General features: G+C 70.5%; 11 protein-coding genes and 2 pseudogenes. 8 read left to right on the top strand and 5 right to left on the bottom strand.

The window, feature by feature from the left end; translation table 11 throughout:
- Window positions 1-27 precede the first annotated feature (27 nt).
- Window positions 28-717 carry a 4'-phosphopantetheinyl transferase gene (locus tag ACFVKT_RS01150; protein WP_385726252.1) on the bottom strand — a complete coding sequence of 230 codons (690 nt, stop codon included), beginning with the start codon at window positions 715-717 and terminating at the stop codon, window positions 28-30.
- Window positions 665-1,573: a metallophosphoesterase family protein gene (locus ACFVKT_RS01145; RefSeq protein ID WP_385726250.1), complete on the bottom strand. Its 909-nt coding sequence runs from the start codon at window positions 1,571-1,573 to the stop codon at window positions 665-667. Before ACFVKT_RS01145 ends, ACFVKT_RS01150 begins: the two co-directional genes overlap by 53 nt.
- Before the next feature lie 332 nt (window positions 1,574-1,905).
- Between ACFVKT_RS01145 and ACFVKT_RS01140 the strand changes: the two genes are divergently transcribed.
- Together ACFVKT_RS01140 and ACFVKT_RS01135 are read left to right on the top strand one after the other, a co-directional pair.
- A complete protein-coding gene (locus tag ACFVKT_RS01140) occupies window positions 1,906-3,207 on the top strand; it encodes an ATP-grasp domain-containing protein (protein ID WP_385726248.1) in 1,302 nt (433 codons plus the stop codon).
- Between the two features lie 140 nt (window positions 3,208-3,347).
- Window positions 3,348-5,027: a carbohydrate binding domain-containing protein gene (locus ACFVKT_RS01135; protein WP_385726246.1), complete on the top strand. Its 1,680-nt coding sequence runs from the start codon at window positions 3,348-3,350 to the stop codon at window positions 5,025-5,027.
- Between the two features lie 64 nt (window positions 5,028-5,091).
- On the opposite strand, the gene ACFVKT_RS01130 is transcribed toward ACFVKT_RS01135, so the two are convergent.
- Genes ACFVKT_RS01130 through ACFVKT_RS01120 form a run of 3 tightly spaced genes read right to left on the bottom strand, consistent with a single transcriptional unit; the run spans window position 5,092 to window position 9,951 of the window.
- The gene (locus ACFVKT_RS01130; protein ID WP_385726244.1) at window positions 5,092-8,145 is read right to left on the bottom strand and encodes an alpha-mannosidase; all 3,054 of its coding nucleotides are present in this window, start codon (window positions 8,143-8,145) and stop codon (window positions 5,092-5,094) included.
- Window positions 8,146-8,173: 28 nt separating this feature from the next.
- Window positions 8,174-9,511, bottom strand: coding sequence for a 6-phospho-beta-glucosidase (locus ACFVKT_RS01125; protein WP_385726243.1), 1,338 nt, complete (start codon window positions 9,509-9,511; stop codon window positions 8,174-8,176).
- Window positions 9,508-9,951: a hypothetical protein gene (locus ACFVKT_RS01120; protein ID WP_385726241.1), complete on the bottom strand. Its 444-nt coding sequence runs from the start codon at window positions 9,949-9,951 to the stop codon at window positions 9,508-9,510. Before ACFVKT_RS01120 ends, ACFVKT_RS01125 begins: the two co-directional genes overlap by 4 nt.
- An 87-nt stretch (window positions 9,952-10,038) precedes the next feature.
- On the opposite strand from ACFVKT_RS01120, the pseudogene ACFVKT_RS01115 reads away from it, so the two are divergent.
- The 6 genes and pseudogenes from ACFVKT_RS01115 to ACFVKT_RS01090 form a co-directional block, all read left to right on the top strand.
- Window positions 10,039-10,721 (top strand): annotated as a pseudogene (locus ACFVKT_RS01115) (hypothetical protein); the annotation flags it as partial.
- 60 nt (window positions 10,722-10,781) lie between these two features.
- Window positions 10,782-12,629 (top strand): LamG-like jellyroll fold domain-containing protein, encoded by a 1,848-nt coding sequence (locus tag ACFVKT_RS01110; RefSeq protein ID WP_385726239.1) that lies wholly within the window; start codon window positions 10,782-10,784, stop codon window positions 12,627-12,629.
- 20 nt (window positions 12,630-12,649) lie between these two features.
- Window positions 12,650-14,317: a PHP domain-containing protein gene (locus ACFVKT_RS01105; protein ID WP_385726238.1), complete on the top strand. Its 1,668-nt coding sequence runs from the start codon at window positions 12,650-12,652 to the stop codon at window positions 14,315-14,317.
- A gap of 164 nt (window positions 14,318-14,481) precedes the next feature.
- Window positions 14,482-14,574 (top strand): annotated as a pseudogene (locus ACFVKT_RS01100) (MarR family transcriptional regulator); the annotation flags it as partial.
- 44 nt (window positions 14,575-14,618) lie between these two features.
- Entirely contained in the window at window positions 14,619-15,407 is a 789-nt protein-coding gene (locus ACFVKT_RS01095) for an IclR family transcriptional regulator (protein ID WP_385726236.1), read from the top strand.
- A 230-nt stretch (window positions 15,408-15,637) separates the two neighbouring features.
- Window positions 15,638-16,885: an Ig-like domain-containing protein gene (locus ACFVKT_RS01090; RefSeq protein WP_385728073.1), complete on the top strand. Its 1,248-nt coding sequence runs from the start codon at window positions 15,638-15,640 to the stop codon at window positions 16,883-16,885.
- The last annotated feature ends 111 nt before the right edge of the window (window positions 16,886-16,996 follow it).

The following is a 16,996-nucleotide window of genomic DNA, read 5'->3' as shown; positions in this document are numbered from 1 at the left end:
CCTGGAGCTCAGAAACTTCTGACCGCCTCAGCCGTGCGGCACCGTGACCGCCGTCGCGACCAGGCCCCGCTGGACGGTCCAGCGCCCGTCGAAGAAATCGAGGCGCTCGCCGCCGACCAGCGGGCCAGGTACGAGAAGCTCCGCGCGCAGCCGCCCCGACAGCGCGTGGACCCCGGCTCCGGGGTCCACGAAGATCTCGATGTCCGCCTCGGAGAAGTCCAGCCACTTCGCGGTGAGCGGGAACCACGCCTTGTAGACCGACTCCTTGGCGCTGAACAGCAGCCGGTCCCAGTGCACGTCGGCGATCCGGACACCAAGACTGCCCAGCCGGGCCACCTCGGCGGGCAAGGCCACGGCGTCCAGGACACCGTCCGGGAGCGCCAGGTGGGGTTCCGCGTCGATGCCGAGGGAGGCAAGGTCGGTGGCGCGCGCGACCGCGGCGGCGTTGTAGCCCTCGCAGTGCGTCATGCTGCCGATGAGGCCCGCCGGCCACTGCGGGGCGCCACGCTCGCCGGGCAGGATGGGCGCCGGGGCCACGCCGAGCTTCTCCATGGCTCGCCGGGCACAGCCGCGCACGGCGGTGAACTCGCGGCGCCGCTTCGCCACGGCGCGGGTCAGGAGCGCCTGCTCCTCGGGGTACAGGGTCGTACCCTCGGCCCCGTCGTCACCGAAACCCTCCACGGCCACCACTGACTCCGGGAGCAGCTCCTCGATCACCGGTTCCGACCTCCATCGGCAGAATGCGGCGCAGCGTACCGGGCGGTCCCGGGCGGGTGCGCCACTCGCGGGGGTAGCCCACGGACACCTCTTCGAAGCGGACACCCTCGTGCCAGGTGGTCCGTGGGATGTGGAGATGACCGTAGACCATGGTCTCGATGCGGAACCTGCGGTGCCAGCCGGCGGTCAGCCGGGTGCCGCACCACATCGCGAACTCGGGGTAGCGCAGGATGTCCGTCGGATGGCGGTCCAGCGGGTAGTGGTTGACCGGGATCACGGGCAGGTCGCCGGGCAGCTCGGCGAGCCTGCGCTCGGTCTCGGCGACCCGGGCCCGGCACCAGGCCTCGCGGCTCGGATAGGGGTCGGGGTGCAGGAAGTGCTCGTCGGCGCAGATCACCCCGGTGCCCTCGGCGTAGGCGAGCCCCTCCTCCTTGGTCGTGCAGCCCTTCGGCAGGAACGAGTAGTCGTAGAGCAGGAAGAGCGGGGCGATGGCGGCGGGGCCGCCCGGACCGTCCCAGACGGGGTAGGGATCCTCGGGGCTCGTGACGCCCAACTCCCGGCAGAGCGAGACCAGATGCTCGTAGCGGGCGACGCCGCGCAACTGCACCGGATCCTTCGGGTGGGTCCACAGCTCGTGGTTGCCGGGGGCCCAGATCACCTTGCGGAAGCGGCTGCTGAGCGTTTCGAGGGTCCAGCGGATGTCGGCCACGCTCTCGCTGACGTCGCCGGCCACCAGAAGCCAGTCGTCGTCCGACTGGGGGCGCATCTGCTCGACGAGGGCGCGGTTCTCGGCGTATCCGATGTGCAGATCGCTGATGGCCAACAGTTGTCCCGAACGGCCGGCCTTCGAATCCACCCTCGCCCCTTCCACGAACACGAATAGCAACACGAGAACACATCCGAGCGAGGCCGGACAAGACCGTCCCGCGAGACCCGGGGGTCCACGATCAAGACCGTCCCACGGGACCCGGGGGTCCACAATCAAGACCGTCCCGCGGGACCCGGGGGTCCACAATTCGGGAATCCGTAACACGCCCGTAGCGTCACACCCGCCCCGCGCCCCTTATGATCGCCCCAACACCACCGCGCTGAACCTTCCTCGGTCTGCGGCGGCTTGGTGTACCTCCCTCTCCCCTGGCCGGGCACGGCCTGCTCCGCCGTGCCCGGGAACCTTGAAAGGCGGCCTGCATGGGTTCTCGCGTACGCGTCTGGCTCAACCGCACGTACGCGGAGAACGTGTTCTTCATGGATCAGCTGCGAAGTAATCCGCAGCGCCGTCCGGTCGAGATCCATGCGACGCACGGAGACGCCGACTCGCCCATTCTGGCCGCTGCCGACACCGCCGCCATGGAGCCCGAGGGCCTCTCCCGGGCCGCGTACGTCGAGTACGCCCTCGACCAATGCGCCCGGCACGAGATCGACGTGTTCGTGCCCGTGCTCCACCAGTCGGCGATCGTGGCGCATCGCGCGGAGTTCGCCGCGCTCGGTACGGCCCTGCTCGCGCCGCCCTCCGAGGCCGTGGCCGTCTTCCACGACAAGGTGACGGCGTATCAGGCGCTGCAGGCCGTGGGTATTCCGGTGCCGCCGTGGTGGCGCGTCCGCAACGAGGAGGAACTCCTCGTCGCCGTCGAGGCGTTGGAGGCCGCGGGCCACAAGGCCTGCTTCAAGCCCGCCGCCGGTGCGGGCGGGGTGGGCTTCCGCGTGATCACGCGCGCCCCCTTCTCACTCATGCACCTCAATGGATTCCCCAGCTCGCACGTGCCGTTGAGCCTGGTGCAGGACGCGTTGCGGGGGGCCGGGAAGCCCGTCGACTGGCTGGTGATGCCGCTCCTGGCGGAGCCGGAGGTGTCCGTCGACTGCCTGACCGGGCCCGACGGACGGGTCCGGATGGCGGTGGGCCGCACCAAGAACGGGCGCCGCCGCGGCTTCACGCTCCACCCCACCTGGATCGAACCCGCGCGCCGGCTCGCGGAGGCGTTCGGACTGCACTATCTGACGAACATTCAGTTCCGGATGTTCGGCGACGAGCCGGTCCTCATGGACGTCAACACCCGGCCGGCCGGCGGACTGCACCAGCTCGCGCTGTGCGGGATCAACGCCCCTTGGGCGGCAGTGCAGTTGGCGCTCGGCGAGGAGACCGGCGAGCTAATTCCCGCACTGCTCGGGCAGGACTACGCCGTGGTCACGGGACCGCGTCCGGTACGCCCGATGGCGGTGCCGCAGCAGCGCGCCGAGACACTGCCCGCGACACCCACCGCGGAGGCCGCCGCGGCTCCGGTCTCGGAGACCCTGACCGCCCCGGCGACGGACAGCGCGCTCACGCCGACCGTCACACCGGTCATCGCCCCCGCGGCGACACCCGTCATCGCTCCCTCGGTGACACCCACGGTCATGCCGGTCATCACTCCCGCGGCGGCACCGGCCATCGCGTCCGGCATCGCCCCGGCAGCCGCAGCAGCGTCCGCGACGGCCGCCATCGCACCCGCCTAGACCCGGCCCACTCGCCCCACAACCCCATACCGGTCTGGACCAATCAACGCACAGCATCTTGACAGCTTGATTGGTCCATACCAACTTGGGTGCGCACCCTTCAGCACTCCCGAACACCCCCATTTCTTCAGGGAGATCGCGTGCGCATCAACTACCTCAGACGTTCCAGACGTCGCCTCGTCGCTCTGCTCGGCACCGCCGCCCTGGCTCTGGCCGGGGCGGTCGCTCTGCCCACCACGGCCCACGCGGCCAACATCCTCACCAACCCCGGCTTCGAGTCGGGCGCGGTGTCCCCCTGGTCCTGCACCGGGAACCTGGGCTCGATCGTCTCCACCCCCGTGCACGGCGGCACCAAGGCCCTTGCGGGGGCGGCGAGTTCGAGCGACAACGCCAAGTGCAGCCAGACCGTCACCGTCCAGCCGAACACGGCGTACAGCCTGACGGCCTGGGTGCGCGGCAGCTATGTGTACCTGGGCGTGGACGGCGGCGCCGCGACGTGGACGACCTCCACGGCCTCGTACAGCCTGCTCACCGTCAACTTCACGACCGGTGCCTCCCAGACCAGCGCCACGATCTACACGCACGGCTGGTACGGCCAGGGCACCTACTACGCCGACGATGTCAGCCTGGACGGCCCCGGCGGCAGCACGGACACCCAGGCGCCGACCGCGCCGACCGGCCTCACCTCCCCCAGCAAGACCTCCTCCAGCGTGTCCCTGTCGTGGGGCGCCTCGACCGACAACGTCGGTGTCGCCGGCTACAACATCTACAGCGGCGCCAACCAGGTGCTCAGCGTCACGGGCACCAGCGGCACGGTCAGCGGGCTCTCGCCCAGCACCGCCTACACGTTCACCGTGCGGGCACGGGACGCGGCCGGGAACCTCTCCGCCGCCTCCAACTCCCTTGCGGTGACAACGAACGCGGGCACCCCCAGCACCAACTTCAAGCAGGCGGCGCCGTACCTCTACCTCGGCTGGGGCGATCCACCGGCCGTGAGTACGGTGATGAACTCCACCGGGATCAAGTGGTTCACGATGGCGTTCATCCTCTCCTCGGGCGGCTGCAGCCCGGCCTGGGACGGCTCGCGACCACTGACCGGGGGCAACGACCAGTCGGTCATCAACTCGGTACGTGCCGCGGGCGGTGACATCGTGCCGTCGATCGGCGGCTGGAGCGGCAACAAGCTCGGGCCGAACTGCTCGACGCCGGAGGCACTGGCGGGCGCGTACCAGCAGGTGATCAACGCGTACGGGCTCAAGGCGATCGACGTCGACATCGAGAACACCGACGAGTTCGAGAACGCGGTCGTCCAGGACCGGATCCTCAACGCCCTGAAGATCGTCAAGGCGAACAACCCGGGTCTGCGTACGATCGTCACCTTCGGTACGTCGACGACCGGCCCGACCACCTGGGGCAACCGGCTCATCGAGCGGGCCTATGCACTGGGCGCCAACATCGACGTCTTCACCATCATGCCGTTCGACTTCGGCGGCGGCGCCGACATGTACGGCAACACGGTGAACGCCACCGAGGGCCTGAAGACCAAGCTGAAGTCCACCTTCGGCTGGGACGACGCCACGGCGTACGCGCACATCGGCATCTCCGGCATGAACGGGCTCAGCGACCAGCAGGAGCTCACCTCGCCGGCGATCTGGACCCAGATCCGTGACTGGTCGAACTCGCACCACATCGCCCGCCTCGCCTACTGGGCGGTCAACCGCGACCGGCCGTGCGCCGGCGGCGGAGTGGTCAGCAACTGCTCCGGTATCAACCAGACCAACTGGCAGTTCACGTCCATCACGGCCGGCTTCACCGGCTGACCGCACCAAGAAGTCGCACGAAGAAGGGTGCCCGGCCGACAAAAGCCGGGCACCCTTCCGTGATCTACGGGCGGCGCCGCGCCAGCCGCAGCGTCTGCACCTCGAACGGCCGCAGCGACACCGTCACCGCGTCGCCGTCCACGTCCACCTCAGCTTCGGGGAAGGGACGCTCAAGGAGGTCGGTCAACTGGGCCCCGGCGAGCGGGAACCCGGTGCGCAGAACACCCGCCGCACGGCCGCCCCGGGACTCGTAGAGGCGTACGACGACATCGCCCGAGGCGTCGTCGGCGAGTTTGACCGCCTCGATGGTGACGCCGTCGCCGTCGACGGAGACGACGGGCTCGGTCGGCCCGGCCTCCGCCACCCGCAGCGGCAGGTTGAGCGCATAGCCCTCCGCCACCGCGTCCTCGATGCTCGCGCCCGGCAGGAGCGCGTACGTGAAGCGGTGCCTGCCCTGGTCGGCCTCGGGGTCGGGCACACGCGGGGCGCGCACCAGGGAGAGCCGGACCGTGGTCGTCGTACCGCCGTCCTCACGGACCGTGCGGGAGATGTCGTGGCCGTACGTCGAGTCGTTGATGACCGCGACGCCGTAGCCGGGTTCGCCGATGTGCACCCAGCGGTGGCCGTACACCTCGAAGCGGGCCGCTTCCCAGCTCGTGTTGGTGTGGGTGGGGCGCTGGACGTGGCCGAACTGGATCTCGGCGGAGGAGTGCGGGGCCCTGATGTCCACCGGGAAGGCGGCCTTGAGGAACTTCTCGGCCTCGTGCCAGTCGATCTCCGTCTCGAAGTCGATGCGCGGGCTGCCCGCGCGGACGGTGATCGTCTGCACGATCCGCGACCCCTTGCCGAAGGCGCGCTCCACCCTGATCGCACCGAGCAGCGGGTCCTCGTCGACGACCGTGATCGACTCGGCGTCCAGGAGGTCGGTGTAGCGGTTCCTGTAGTGCTTGTCGACGTCCCAGGCGTCCCAGTAGTTGGGGAGGTCGCTGTGCAGGCGGAGCAGGTTGCCCTTGTCGGCGAGGACTTCGCGGTTCGCCTTGAGGTCGCGTACCGAGGCGAGCGTGCCGTCCTCGGCCAACTCGACGCGCACCAGGCCGTTTTCGAGGAAGCGGCCGGTGACCGTCACCGGGTGCGGGGACTCGGCGACGGCGAGGGGGGCGCTGCCGCTCGCCGGCACCTCCGCGTACATCGGGACGCCGGCCGACGTACGGACCACCTCGGCGCGGTCGTACGGGCTCGTGTTGAACACCCGGGTCTCCCCCGCGCCGCCGAGAGCCGACAGGGCCTCGGCCGTCAGCGCCTCCAACTCCTCGGCCACGCGGGCGTATTCGGCCTCCGCCTCGCGGTGCACCCAGGCGATCGAGGAACCCGGCAGGATGTCGTGGAACTGGTGCAGCAGGACCGTCTTCCAGAGCCGGTCGAGCTTCTCGTACGGGTAGGAGTAGCCCGGAGTGTGCAGCGCGGCCGCGGTCGCCCACAACTCGGCCTCGCGGAGCCGGTGTTCGCTCCTGCGGTTGCCCTGCTTGGTGCGGGCCTGCGAGGTGTAGGTCGCGCGGTGCAGCTCGAGGTAGAGCTCGCCGACCCAGACCGGGGCGTCCGGGTACTCCTCGCGTGCGGCGGCGAAGAACGCGTCGGGGTGTTCGACGACGACCTTCGCCGAGCCCTCCAAGTCGGCCAGCCTGCGCGCCCGTTCCATGATCTCGCGGGTGGGACCGCCGCCGCCGTCGCCCCAGCCGAAGGGGGCGAGTGAGCGCGTACCGCGGCCCTTGTCGGCGTAGTTGCGGACGGCGCGGGACATCTCCTCGCCGCTGAAGCGGACGTTGTAGGTGTCGACCGGCGGGAAGTGGGTGAAGATTCGGGTGCCGTCGATGCCCTCCCACCAGAAGGTGTGGTGGGGCAGCTTGTTGGTCTGGTTCCAGGAGAGCTTCTGGGTCAGGAACCACTCGTTGCCGGCGAGCTTGGCGAGCTGCGGGTAGGCGGCGTTGTAGCCGAAGGAGTCCGGCAGCCAGACGCCCTTGGTCTCGACGCCGAAGTGCTCGATGAAGAACCGCTTGCCGTGGACGAGTTGGCGGGCGAGCGCCTCACCGCCGGGCAGATTTCCGTCGGCCTCGACCCACATGCCGCCGACCGGCGCCCACTGGCCCCGCTTCACCAACTCCTGGATACGGGCCCAGACCTGCGGGTAGTTGTCGCGCACCCACTCGTACTGCTGGGCCTGCGAGCAGGCGAAGACGAACTCCTCGTACTCGTCGGCGAGCGAGGTGACGTTCGAGAAGGTGCGGGACGTCTTGCGCTTGGTCTCGCGGATCGGCCACAGCCAGGCGGAGTCGATGTGTGCGTGGCCGACACCGGAGAGGGTGTGGGCGCTGGCGTGCGCGGGCTTGGACAGTACGGGCACGAGGGCGGCGCGGACCTCGGCCGCCGAGCCGGAGATGTCGTCCAGGTCGAGGAGGTCGAGGGCGTGGTCGAGGGCGTGCATGATCTCGTGGCGGCGCGGGTCCTGCTCGTTCAGCTCCAGCATGAGTTCGCGCAGCACTTGGATGTCCAGGTCGAGGTGCCAGACCTCTTCGTCCAGGACGGCGATGTCGGCGCGGCGGAAGGTGTAGAGGGGCTTGTCGCCGGCGGTGAGGACGTCGCCGAGCGGGGTCGGGCGGGCGAAGCCGTTGGCCAGGATGTCCGGGTTGGACGCCGCCTCGACGAGGTAGTCGATCTCCTCGCCGCCGGCCGCCGGGTTGGCGATCGCCACGTACTGGTTGAGCGGGTTGACCGCCTTCAGCGGGGTGCCGTCGGTGAGATGGACGAGCGCCTCGGCCTGGTTGCCGGGCCAGTCTCCGGTGAAGCCGAGGTCGAAGACCGCCTCGACGCGCTTGCCGGTCCACTCCGGCGGCACGGTTCCGCGCATCCGGAACCAGGTGGTCCCCCACGGCGGGCCCCACGGGGTGTCCATGGCGAAAGGCTTGTAGGAGGCCGCGGCCGCTTCCTCGAACGGGACGGGCTCGCCGGGAGCCTGCCAGGCCGCCACCTCGAAGGGCACGGACGCGGCATAGGTCGCGGGCTTGATGCGCTGGTCGTGGACGCGTGCGACGCGCTCCTCGATACGGCGGCGTTCGTCATGCATAGGAAGTCTCCAGGAGAACGGAAAGCGCTTACCCAAGATACGCCAAGCCTGGGTGGACCGAGGTGTAGCCATCGACCAGTCTGCGCGCGACGTTCACGGAGTCCACCAGCGGGTGCAGCGCGAAGGCCTTCACCGCGGTCGCGCGCGAGCCCGACTCGACCGTGGACAGGACCTCACGCTCCACCGCCTTGACCGCGCAGACAAGGCCGGTGGCGTGGTCGGGCAACGGGTCGACGGCGACGGGATGCGCGCCGTTGGCGTCGACATGGCAGGGCACCTCGATGACGGCCTCGGCATCGAGCACGGAAAGGGTGGCGCGGTTGCGGACGTTGAGGATCAGGGTGGTGCGCTCGTCGCGGGCGATGGCCCGCATCAGGGCGAGCGCCACCTTCTCGTAGCCGCCGGAGAGATCGTCGGCGTCGCGTTCGCCCGCGTCGGCCACGTCCCGGTTCTCCGCCATGTAGGTGGCCTCACGCTCGGCACGGGTACGGTCCCAGGCGGTCAGCGCGGCGGCGTCCGGGCGCTTCATCTCGTCGTAGAACGCGGCCTGCTGGTCGCGCAGGAAGGCCCCGCGGGTCTTCTCCGCCTGCTGGTAGGCGCGTACGGCCTCGCGGTTGAAGTAGTAGTAGTGCAGGTACTCGTTCGGAATTGCACCCAGGGACTGGAGCCACTCCGGGCCGAAGAGCTTGCCCTCCTCGAAGGAGCCGAGCAGTTCCCGGTCGGCGAGCAGGCGCGGGAGTTCGTCGCGGCCGGCGACGCGCAGGCCCCGTACCCAGCCGAGGTGGTTGAGGCCGACGTAGTCGATCCACGCCTCGCGCGGGTTGGCGCCCAGGACCTGGGCGATACGGCGGCCGAGGCCGACCGGCGAGTCGCAGATGCCGATCACGCGGTCGCCGAGGTGGCGGGACATGGCCTCGGTGACCAGACCGGCCGGGTTGGTGAAGTTGATGACCCAGGCGTCGGGCGCGAGGCGGGCAACGCGGCGCGCGATGTCGACAGCGACGGGCACCGTGCGCAGGCCGTAGGCGATGCCGCCGGCGCCGACCGTCTCCTGCCCGAGGACGCCCTCGTCCAGGGCGACCCGCTCGTCGGCGGCGCGTCCTTCGAGGCCGCCGACGCGGATCGCGGAGAAGACGAAGTCCGCTCCGCGCAGGGCCTCGTCGAGGTCGGTGGTGGCGGTGACCTCGGGAGCGTCCGGGACACCCGCCGCCTGCTCGGCCAGGACCCGGGAGACGGCGGAGAGCCGCCCCGCGTCCAGGTCGTGCAGCACGACCCGGGTGACGCGGCCCTCGGCCCGGTCCCCGAGGAGCGCTCCGTACACGAGCGGCACCCGGAATCCGCCGCCACCCAGAATCGTCAGCCTCACGCCGTCTCCGCCTTTCCTGTCACGACCACCTGCACGCCCGCCTCCTCCAGGGAGGACCGCGTCGCCGGGTCCACCGGCGCGTTCGTCACCACCACGTCGAGCTCCTCGGGACCGCAGACCTTAGCCATGCCGGTTCCCGGGAACTTCGCCCGGCCGGCGAGCAGGACCACCCGCTCCCCCGCCTTGATCATGACGCGCTTGACCGGCACCTCGACGACGGTCGTGTCCATCACCTGACCGCCCGGCCGTACACCGCTGGTGCCGAGGAAGACCCAGTCGGCGTGGAGCCGGCGCGGGGTGTTCTCGGTACGGACGGTGGCGGGACTCACGGCCGGCTGTCCGGGGAGAGCGATCACGGACTCGGGGCCCCCTGAACGCAGCGCCCGCAGGATGAGTTGATGTCGTCGCTCGGCCAGCACGTCGCGAACACTACTCGTCACGCCGAAGTGCCCGCCGGACCTGGATGTGCCGGTCGCGACGGGTGCAAGGGACGCCTTCGGCACGAGATTCGTCGACGGCGCCAAGGCGCCATGGACAACAGCAACGGAACACCCGCCGACCACTGGGCCGCCATCGAGTCCACCCCGGGTCTTCAGGGCGGTTTCATCTGGGAGTTCCGGGACCACGGCATTGTGCAACGCGTGAACGACGGCAGACCGGCCGGGCGCGGAGGCGTCGGCCTCCATGACAACGGTAGTGCGGCGCCGGTGCCGCCGACCGTGGCGAGCTCCGGGTGACCGACCACCGGCACTTCCGCGGTCCGGGGTGGCCGGCGGCCCAGCGGTCGCTCGCCCTCGCGGACGGCCGCACACTCAGGACGCCGGCCGAGCTGCCCGACGTACGACCCGGCGAATCCGCCTCGGTGCCACTTCCCTTCGCGCTGCCGGAAGACGGCGGCGAGGCCCGGCTCACGCTGCGGATGACGACGGCCGGCCAGGAACCGTCGGGTCCGCGCGGCGCGGAGGTGTACGCCACGAGCCCGCGCGTGGACCTCGCGGAGCCCTCCCAGGTCTCCGCGATCCGTTACCGGGCCGAGGATCCGGCCGCCGCCGCACACCACGACGAGCTGGTGCCACGGCCCGGCTGCGTCGTGCACCTCGACGCCGCTCACCGCCGCCTGGGCGCCGCCTCGTGCGGGCCCGACACCTCGCCCTCCTGCCTCATCGCCGCCGGCACCCGCCACTGGTCCTGGACGCTGCGCGTGCTCTGACCACCTCCCCACCATTCGGCTCACGCGCGACCCACCACTCTTCGATGGAGCACAGCAGACATGTGTACTTCGCATGACCAGACGGAGGCCGACCAGGCCGGCGCAGGCAGACGGAACTTCCTGCGGGCCACGGCGCTGATCGGCGCGGCGACGGCGGTCTCGCTGCCCGCGATCGGCACCGCACAGGCGGCCGTGCCCGCCTCGGCGGGAGCGACCTGGCGGCCCGACGCCGACAGCCGCCGCTTCACGCTCGCCGTGATGCCCGACACGCAGTACCTCTTCGATGGGGCCAGCATCAACCCCGCGCCCATCGAGGCCTCGCTCCGCTACCTCCTGGAGCAGGGCGGGGACGACAACATCGTCTTCCTGTCCCACCTGGGCGACATCACGGAGAACGGCGCGAAGGCCGAGTTCGACGCGGCGGGCAGGGCGTTCGAGCTGCTCGACCGGCAGGGGGTGGGCTACAGCGTCCTGGCGGGCAACCACGACATCCGCTCGTCCACGGACGACCAGCGCGGCTCCACCCCCTACCTGGACGCCTTCGGGCCGCAGCGCTTCGCGAGCAAGCGCACCTTCGGCGGCGCCTCACCGGACGGCTACAACACCTTCCACGTCTTCAAGGCGGCCGGCCGGGAGTGGCTCGTCCTCGCCCTGGACTGGCGGCTGTCGGCGAAGGGGTACGCGTGGGCGAACGACGTCATCGCCCAGCACCCCAGGACGCCGGTCATCCTCACCACGCATGAACTGGTCTACGGCGACGACGCCCTCTCCTCCTATGGGCAGCAGCTCTGGGACAGACTGATCCGTGACCACGACCAGATCTTCCTCACCCTCAACGGGCACTTCTGGCCCGCCGCCCGCGCCACCCGCACGAACGCGGCCGGGAACGACGTCCACCTGCACCTGACGAACTATCAGAACCGTTACTACGGCGGCGCGGCGATGATCCGCCTGTACCGCTTCGACCTCGACCGCGACACCATCGACGTCGAGACGGTCTCGCCGTGGATCCTGGGCCGGGCGACCGAGGGGCTCAACGAGCTGGAGCGCCAGGAGATGGAACTCAGCGGCGACGCCGACCGGTTCTCGGTCGACATCGACTTCGAGAAGCGCTTCGCGGGCTTCGCGCCGATACCCCCGCGCGCGTCCCGGCCCGCTTCGAAGATGCTGGTGCGGGGCACCGTCGCGTACTGGCGCTTCGACGGGCACGAGGACGGCAGCGCGGTCGAGGGGACCGTGCGCGACCTGTCGGGGCACGGCAACGATCTGACGCCGGTCAAGGTCGGCGACGGCGCCCTCACCTGGTCGTCGGCCCACCACCCGGACCAGCCCGGACACGGCAGCCTCAGCTTCCACGGCGGCAAGCCCCCGCTGAAGGGCGCGTACCTCCGCACGATCGACGGCGCGCCCCTCAACTCGGCGACCTTCAGCCGCGGTTACACCATCGAGACGTTCTACCAGGTACCCGCCGACTGGGACCCCTCGCACAACGCTTGGGCAGGTCTGATCAGCCGCAGGGGCACCGGGGGCGACGCGGGCAAAACGGAGGGCGACCCGGACGAGCCCCTCGCCACGCTGTCCCTGTTCGAAGGACCCGGTCCGCAGTGGGCGGCGCGCCCGCTCAACCAGCAGGGCATCGCGACCAACTGGGGCGACGAGACGTCCCGGGAGCAGTGGTGGCACGTCGCCGTCGTCAACGACGGCTCGCACACCACGATGTACGTCCAGGGCTGCCCCGTCGCCCGCAACCCCACCGCGGTCGCCGTCGGACTCACCTCCCTCGGGCTGCCCTGGCTGCTCGGCGGCTACGAGTACGCGGGGACGATCGACCAGATCCTGTACGGCAGGCTCGGGGACGTGCGGATCGCCGAACGCGCCCTGCCCGTCACGTCGTTCATGAACCACTGACCCGAGGGACTCACACCGTCATGACCGAGCAGCAACTGCCCGTCTGGGCCGATCCGTCCGTCTCCCCGTCCCGCCTCGACGCACAGGGCATCTCCCGGCGCCAACTCCTGCGCCGGGCCGGCCTGTTCAGCGCATCCTTCGCCGCTGGTTCGCTGGCGACCCCCGCGGCCGCCCACGGGCAGGGCCTCGGCGGCAACGATCCACGCCTCGCCTATCTCGTCGGCGACCACCACATCCACACGGTCTACAGCCACGACGCGAAGTACACTTTCTCCCAACTCGCCGCCGCGGGCGCCGAGTACGGCCTCGACTGGATGGTGTTCACCGAGCACTCCAACTTCGGGCACGCCCAGTACGGAGCCCCGCTGGAGCGCAAGGAAATACTCGAAGCGCGCGCCGAGAACCCGCGTCAGCTGATCTTCCAGGGTCTCGAGTGGTACATCCCCGCCGCCGAGCACGCCACGGTCTTCGCCGCGCCGGGCCCCCATGAGGTGGACCTGCTCACGCGGTTCGAGCTGGCCTACGACGGCAAACTGCTCGCCTACACGGACGGCGCCGCCGACAACCCCAACACCGCACGCAACCAGGCGCACGCCGTCGACGCCATCAAGTGGCTGGCCGAGCAGCGCCGCACGGGCTACGTCGACGACGTCCTGGTCCTCGCCAACCACCCCCTGCGCCTGGGCATCGACTCCCCGTACGAGCTGCGCGACTGGCGGGACGCGGCGTCCGAGATCATGATCGGCATGGAGGGCGCCCCCGGCGCCCAGGGCGCGGCCATCCCCGGCTGGCGCGGCACGAACTCGATCCGCGGCGAGTACGAGAACAAGCCCTCGGCCCAGTCCTGGCCCGGCTACCCGGCGGACGCCTACGTCACCTACGGCGGCTTCGACTGGGCGACCGCGACCGTCGGCGGCCTCTGGGACGCCATGCTCGCCGAGGGCAAGCTGTTCTCGGTCACCACCAACTCGGACGCCCACCGCATCGTGTTCGACACCTGGAGGAACGGCGACTGGCCGGCCGGGCAGAACTTCGACAACACCGGCAAGCTGCCCGACCCGGTGAACACCACCACCCCGCAGCCCGGCAGCGACTTCTGGCCCGGCCAGTTCAGCCGCACGCACGTGGGCGTGACCCGCTACGGCTACCGCGCGGTGATGTCGGGCCTGCGCGCCGGCCGGGTCTGGCTCGACCACGGGCACCTGATCGACGGTCTCGACGTCCGGCTGAAGCGGGACCGCGACCAGGGGCAGAGCGTGACGCTGGGCGGCCGGCTGCGTGTCCGCAAGGGCGACAAGCTGACCCTGTCGGTCACGGTGACGAGCGCCTCGCGCCCCAACCCCCAGGGAATTCTCCCCGAGTTGGCGCACGTGGACGTGATCCGTGGCACGGTACGCGGCCAGGTCGCCGCCCGCGACGAGTGGCGGGCCCCCGACACCAAGGTCGTCCGCACCGTGGACGTCGGCGGCCGGAAGGGGACGTACACCCTGCGCATCCCGCTGGTCGCGGGCGACGAGTCCTTCTACGTCCGGCTGCGCGGCAGCGACGGCAACCGCAACGGCGCGGGGTACCTGGGCGCCGCCGTCGACCCGAACGGGCCGATTCCGCACACGCCGGGGGACGGTGACCCGTGGACCGACACGTGGTTCTACGCGAACCCGGTGTTCGTGGACGTGACCGACCACTGAGGGTCCTCAGACATGGAACCGCGCCAGGCTCCGGCGGGGCCACGGGGCCGAAACCAGGAGCAACAATTCTCGACGCCAGTAGTTGTTGCCTACCCGGCCTCGCGTCATGCTGTGCTCCGTACGGACGAACCGCCCCGCCCGGGGCCAGGACCAGGGAGCCCGTCATCGAACGGGAGCTGAGCTCGCGGCTCGGATACGACCTGAGCACGATCGGCGGGCTGGTCGACGGCCTGGAGAAGCCCGGTCCCGCCGAGCGGGGCACCCCGCACACGCTCCCGCAGCGGTTCGCCGAACTCGACCGATGACCATGGCCAGGACCGTGCTGTCCGCGCCCGGCCGTCTCCTCGCCGTGCTCGCCGCGTTCGACCACGAGCATCCGGCGCTGTCCCTGTCGGACATCAGCCGCCGGGCCGGGCTCACCCTCACCACGGCCCACCGGCTCGTCGGCGCGCTCACCGAATGGGGCGCCCTGGAACGGGACGAGGAGGGTGTCTACCACGTGGGGCTGCGCCTCTGGGAGGTCGCGGCGCTCGCTCCGCGCGGGCTCGCGCTGCGGCAGATCGCCCTGCCGTATCTGGAGGACCTGTACGAAGCGACCCACGAGAACGTGCAGTTGGCGGTCCGCGACGGTTCCGAGGTCGTCTACACCGAGTGGATTTCCGGACACTCGGCGGTCGGCGTACGCATCCAGGTCGGCGCCCGCTGGCCGCTGCACGCCACCGGCGTGGGGCTCGCGCTGCTCGCCCACGAGGACCACGCGTTCCAGGAGGCCTACTGCGAAGGCCCGTTGGCCGGCTTCACCCCCTACACCGTCACCGATCCGGCGAGGCTGCGCCGGGAGCTGGCGGAGGTGCGGCACACAGGCGTGGCGGTGAGCAGCCGGCAGATCACCGAGGACGCCCTGTCGGTGGCCGCTCCGGTGCGCGGCGCGGGCGGCTCGGTGATCGCCGCGGTGTCGGTCGTGGTCCCTCACATCGACGCGCAGGTGCCGGTGTTGATCCCGGCAGTGCGGGTCGCGGCACGCGGGATCTCGCGAGCGCTGGGGTGGCGGCCGGAAGCTCGCCGAGGCTTCACCGACCGCGGGGAGTGACACATGTCTGCTCCGGCCCGGTTCATCTGGATCCTCCAGCGCGACACGGTGTGACCGGCCGCGTACACAAGCTCGGCCGGTCACGGTCGAAAGGTGACAGGAATCTCAGACGGGACCCCGCAGATTCAAAGGATCCACTCACAGAAGGGGCGCAGGATGCGACGGCAGTGATGGTGATCTAAGAAAGGCGTGCCGTGGTCGACCCTCAGATATCGGACCGGTCGGAACAGATACCGGGCCGGTCCGGACAGCAGGCATCGAACCGGCCCGGCCGTCCGGCGTGGTCCCGGCGCGGGGTCCTCGCCGTGCTCGGTGCCGTCCCGGCCGCCGTCCTCACGGGCTGCAGCGACTCGGCGGACGCCTCGGAGGAGACGAGCGCGACGCCCGCGGCGAGTACCGAGGCGGAGACGAAGGCCAAGGTGCCGACGATCACCGTCACCCCCGCCGACGGTACGACGAAGGCGGCCTTCACCAGTCCGGTCGAGGTCGCCGTGGCCGACGGCACCCTGTCGGCCGTTGAGGTCACCGGCAACGACGGCTCCACCCTGGCCGGGTCCTACAACGACGCCCGTACGAAATGGACATCGAGCGCGAACCCGTTCTCCGGCACCAAATACACGGTCACGGCGCAGGCCGAAGGAGCCGACGAGGAGACGGCGACCTTCACCACCAAGTCTCCCGGTGAGACCTTCGTGGGCTATTTCACCCCCGAGGCGAACTCCACCTCCGGCGTCGGCATGCCCGTGTCGATCAACTTCACGAAGGCCGTCTCCGACCGTGCCGCCGTCGAGAAGGCGATCACGGTGACGGCGGAGCCGGCCGTCGAGGTGGTCGGCCACTGGTTCAGCGACACCCGGCTCGACTTCCGGCCCGAGTCGTACTGGGCCGCGGGAACGAAGATCACGCTGAGTCTGCGCCTGAAGGACGTGGAGGGCACGGACGGTGTCTACGGCACCCAGTCCAAGGACGTCGTCTTCAACATCGACCGCTCCCAGATCAGCACCGTCGACCTGGCGGCCAAGACGATGACGGTCGTACGGGACGGCTCGACCCTCGCCACCTACCCGGTGACCGGCGGCGACCCCGACCACACCACCTGGTCGGGGATCATGGTGATCAGCGAGCGGTTCAAGCAGACCCGGATGGAGTCCTCGACCGTCGGTCTCGGCGACGAGTACGACATCCCTGACGTGCCGCACGCCCAGCGCCTGACCACCTCCGGCACCTTCATCCACGGCAACTACTGGGCGTCGACGTCGGTCTTCGGGAGCAGCAACACCAGTCACGGGTGCGTGAGCATGCACGACACCCAGGGCGCGAACGACACCTCCGTGGACGGCTACAAGTTCTACAAGAGCTCGATGCTCGGGGATGTGGTGATCGTCAAGAACTCGGACGAGGTCACCGTGGACCCGTCCAACGGTCTCAACGGATGGAACCTGTCCTGGGCGGACTGGCAGGCGGGGAGCGCTCTCTGAGGGTCTCTGTAGTTCCTGTTCACCGAGAAGCGGGGGGGGGGGGGGCGCCGGCGCCCGCCCCGGGCCCACCGCCCCCGCGGCCCCCGCGGCCCGCGGCACCCCCCCCGCCCC

The organism is Streptomyces sp. NPDC127595, from assembly GCF_042671685.1.
In the GTDB taxonomy this organism is placed as follows: Bacteria; Actinomycetota; Actinomycetes; order Streptomycetales; family Streptomycetaceae; genus Streptomyces.
Note: the sequence above shows the minus strand (reverse complement) of the source record. Positions and strands in the feature narration are given on the sequence as shown.

Bases quoted from the DNA above. Each gene is read 5' to 3' on its own strand.
- ACFVKT_RS01140 (WP_385726248.1), top strand. From the start codon at position 1,906: ATGGGTTCTCGCGTACGCGTCTGGCTCAACCGCACGTACGCGGAGAAC.
- ACFVKT_RS01105 (WP_385726238.1), top strand. From the start codon at position 12,650: ATGACCGAGCAGCAACTGCCCGTCTGGGCCGATCCGTCCGTCTCCCCG.
- ACFVKT_RS01095 (WP_385726236.1), top strand. From the start codon at position 14,619: ATGACCATGGCCAGGACCGTGCTGTCCGCGCCCGGCCGTCTCCTCGCC.
- ACFVKT_RS01110 (WP_385726239.1), top strand. From the start codon at position 10,782: ATGTGTACTTCGCATGACCAGACGGAGGCCGACCAGGCCGGCGCAGGC.
- ACFVKT_RS01130 (WP_385726244.1), bottom strand. From the start codon at position 8,145: ATGCATGACGAACGCCGCCGTATCGAGGAGCGCGTCGCACGCGTCCAC.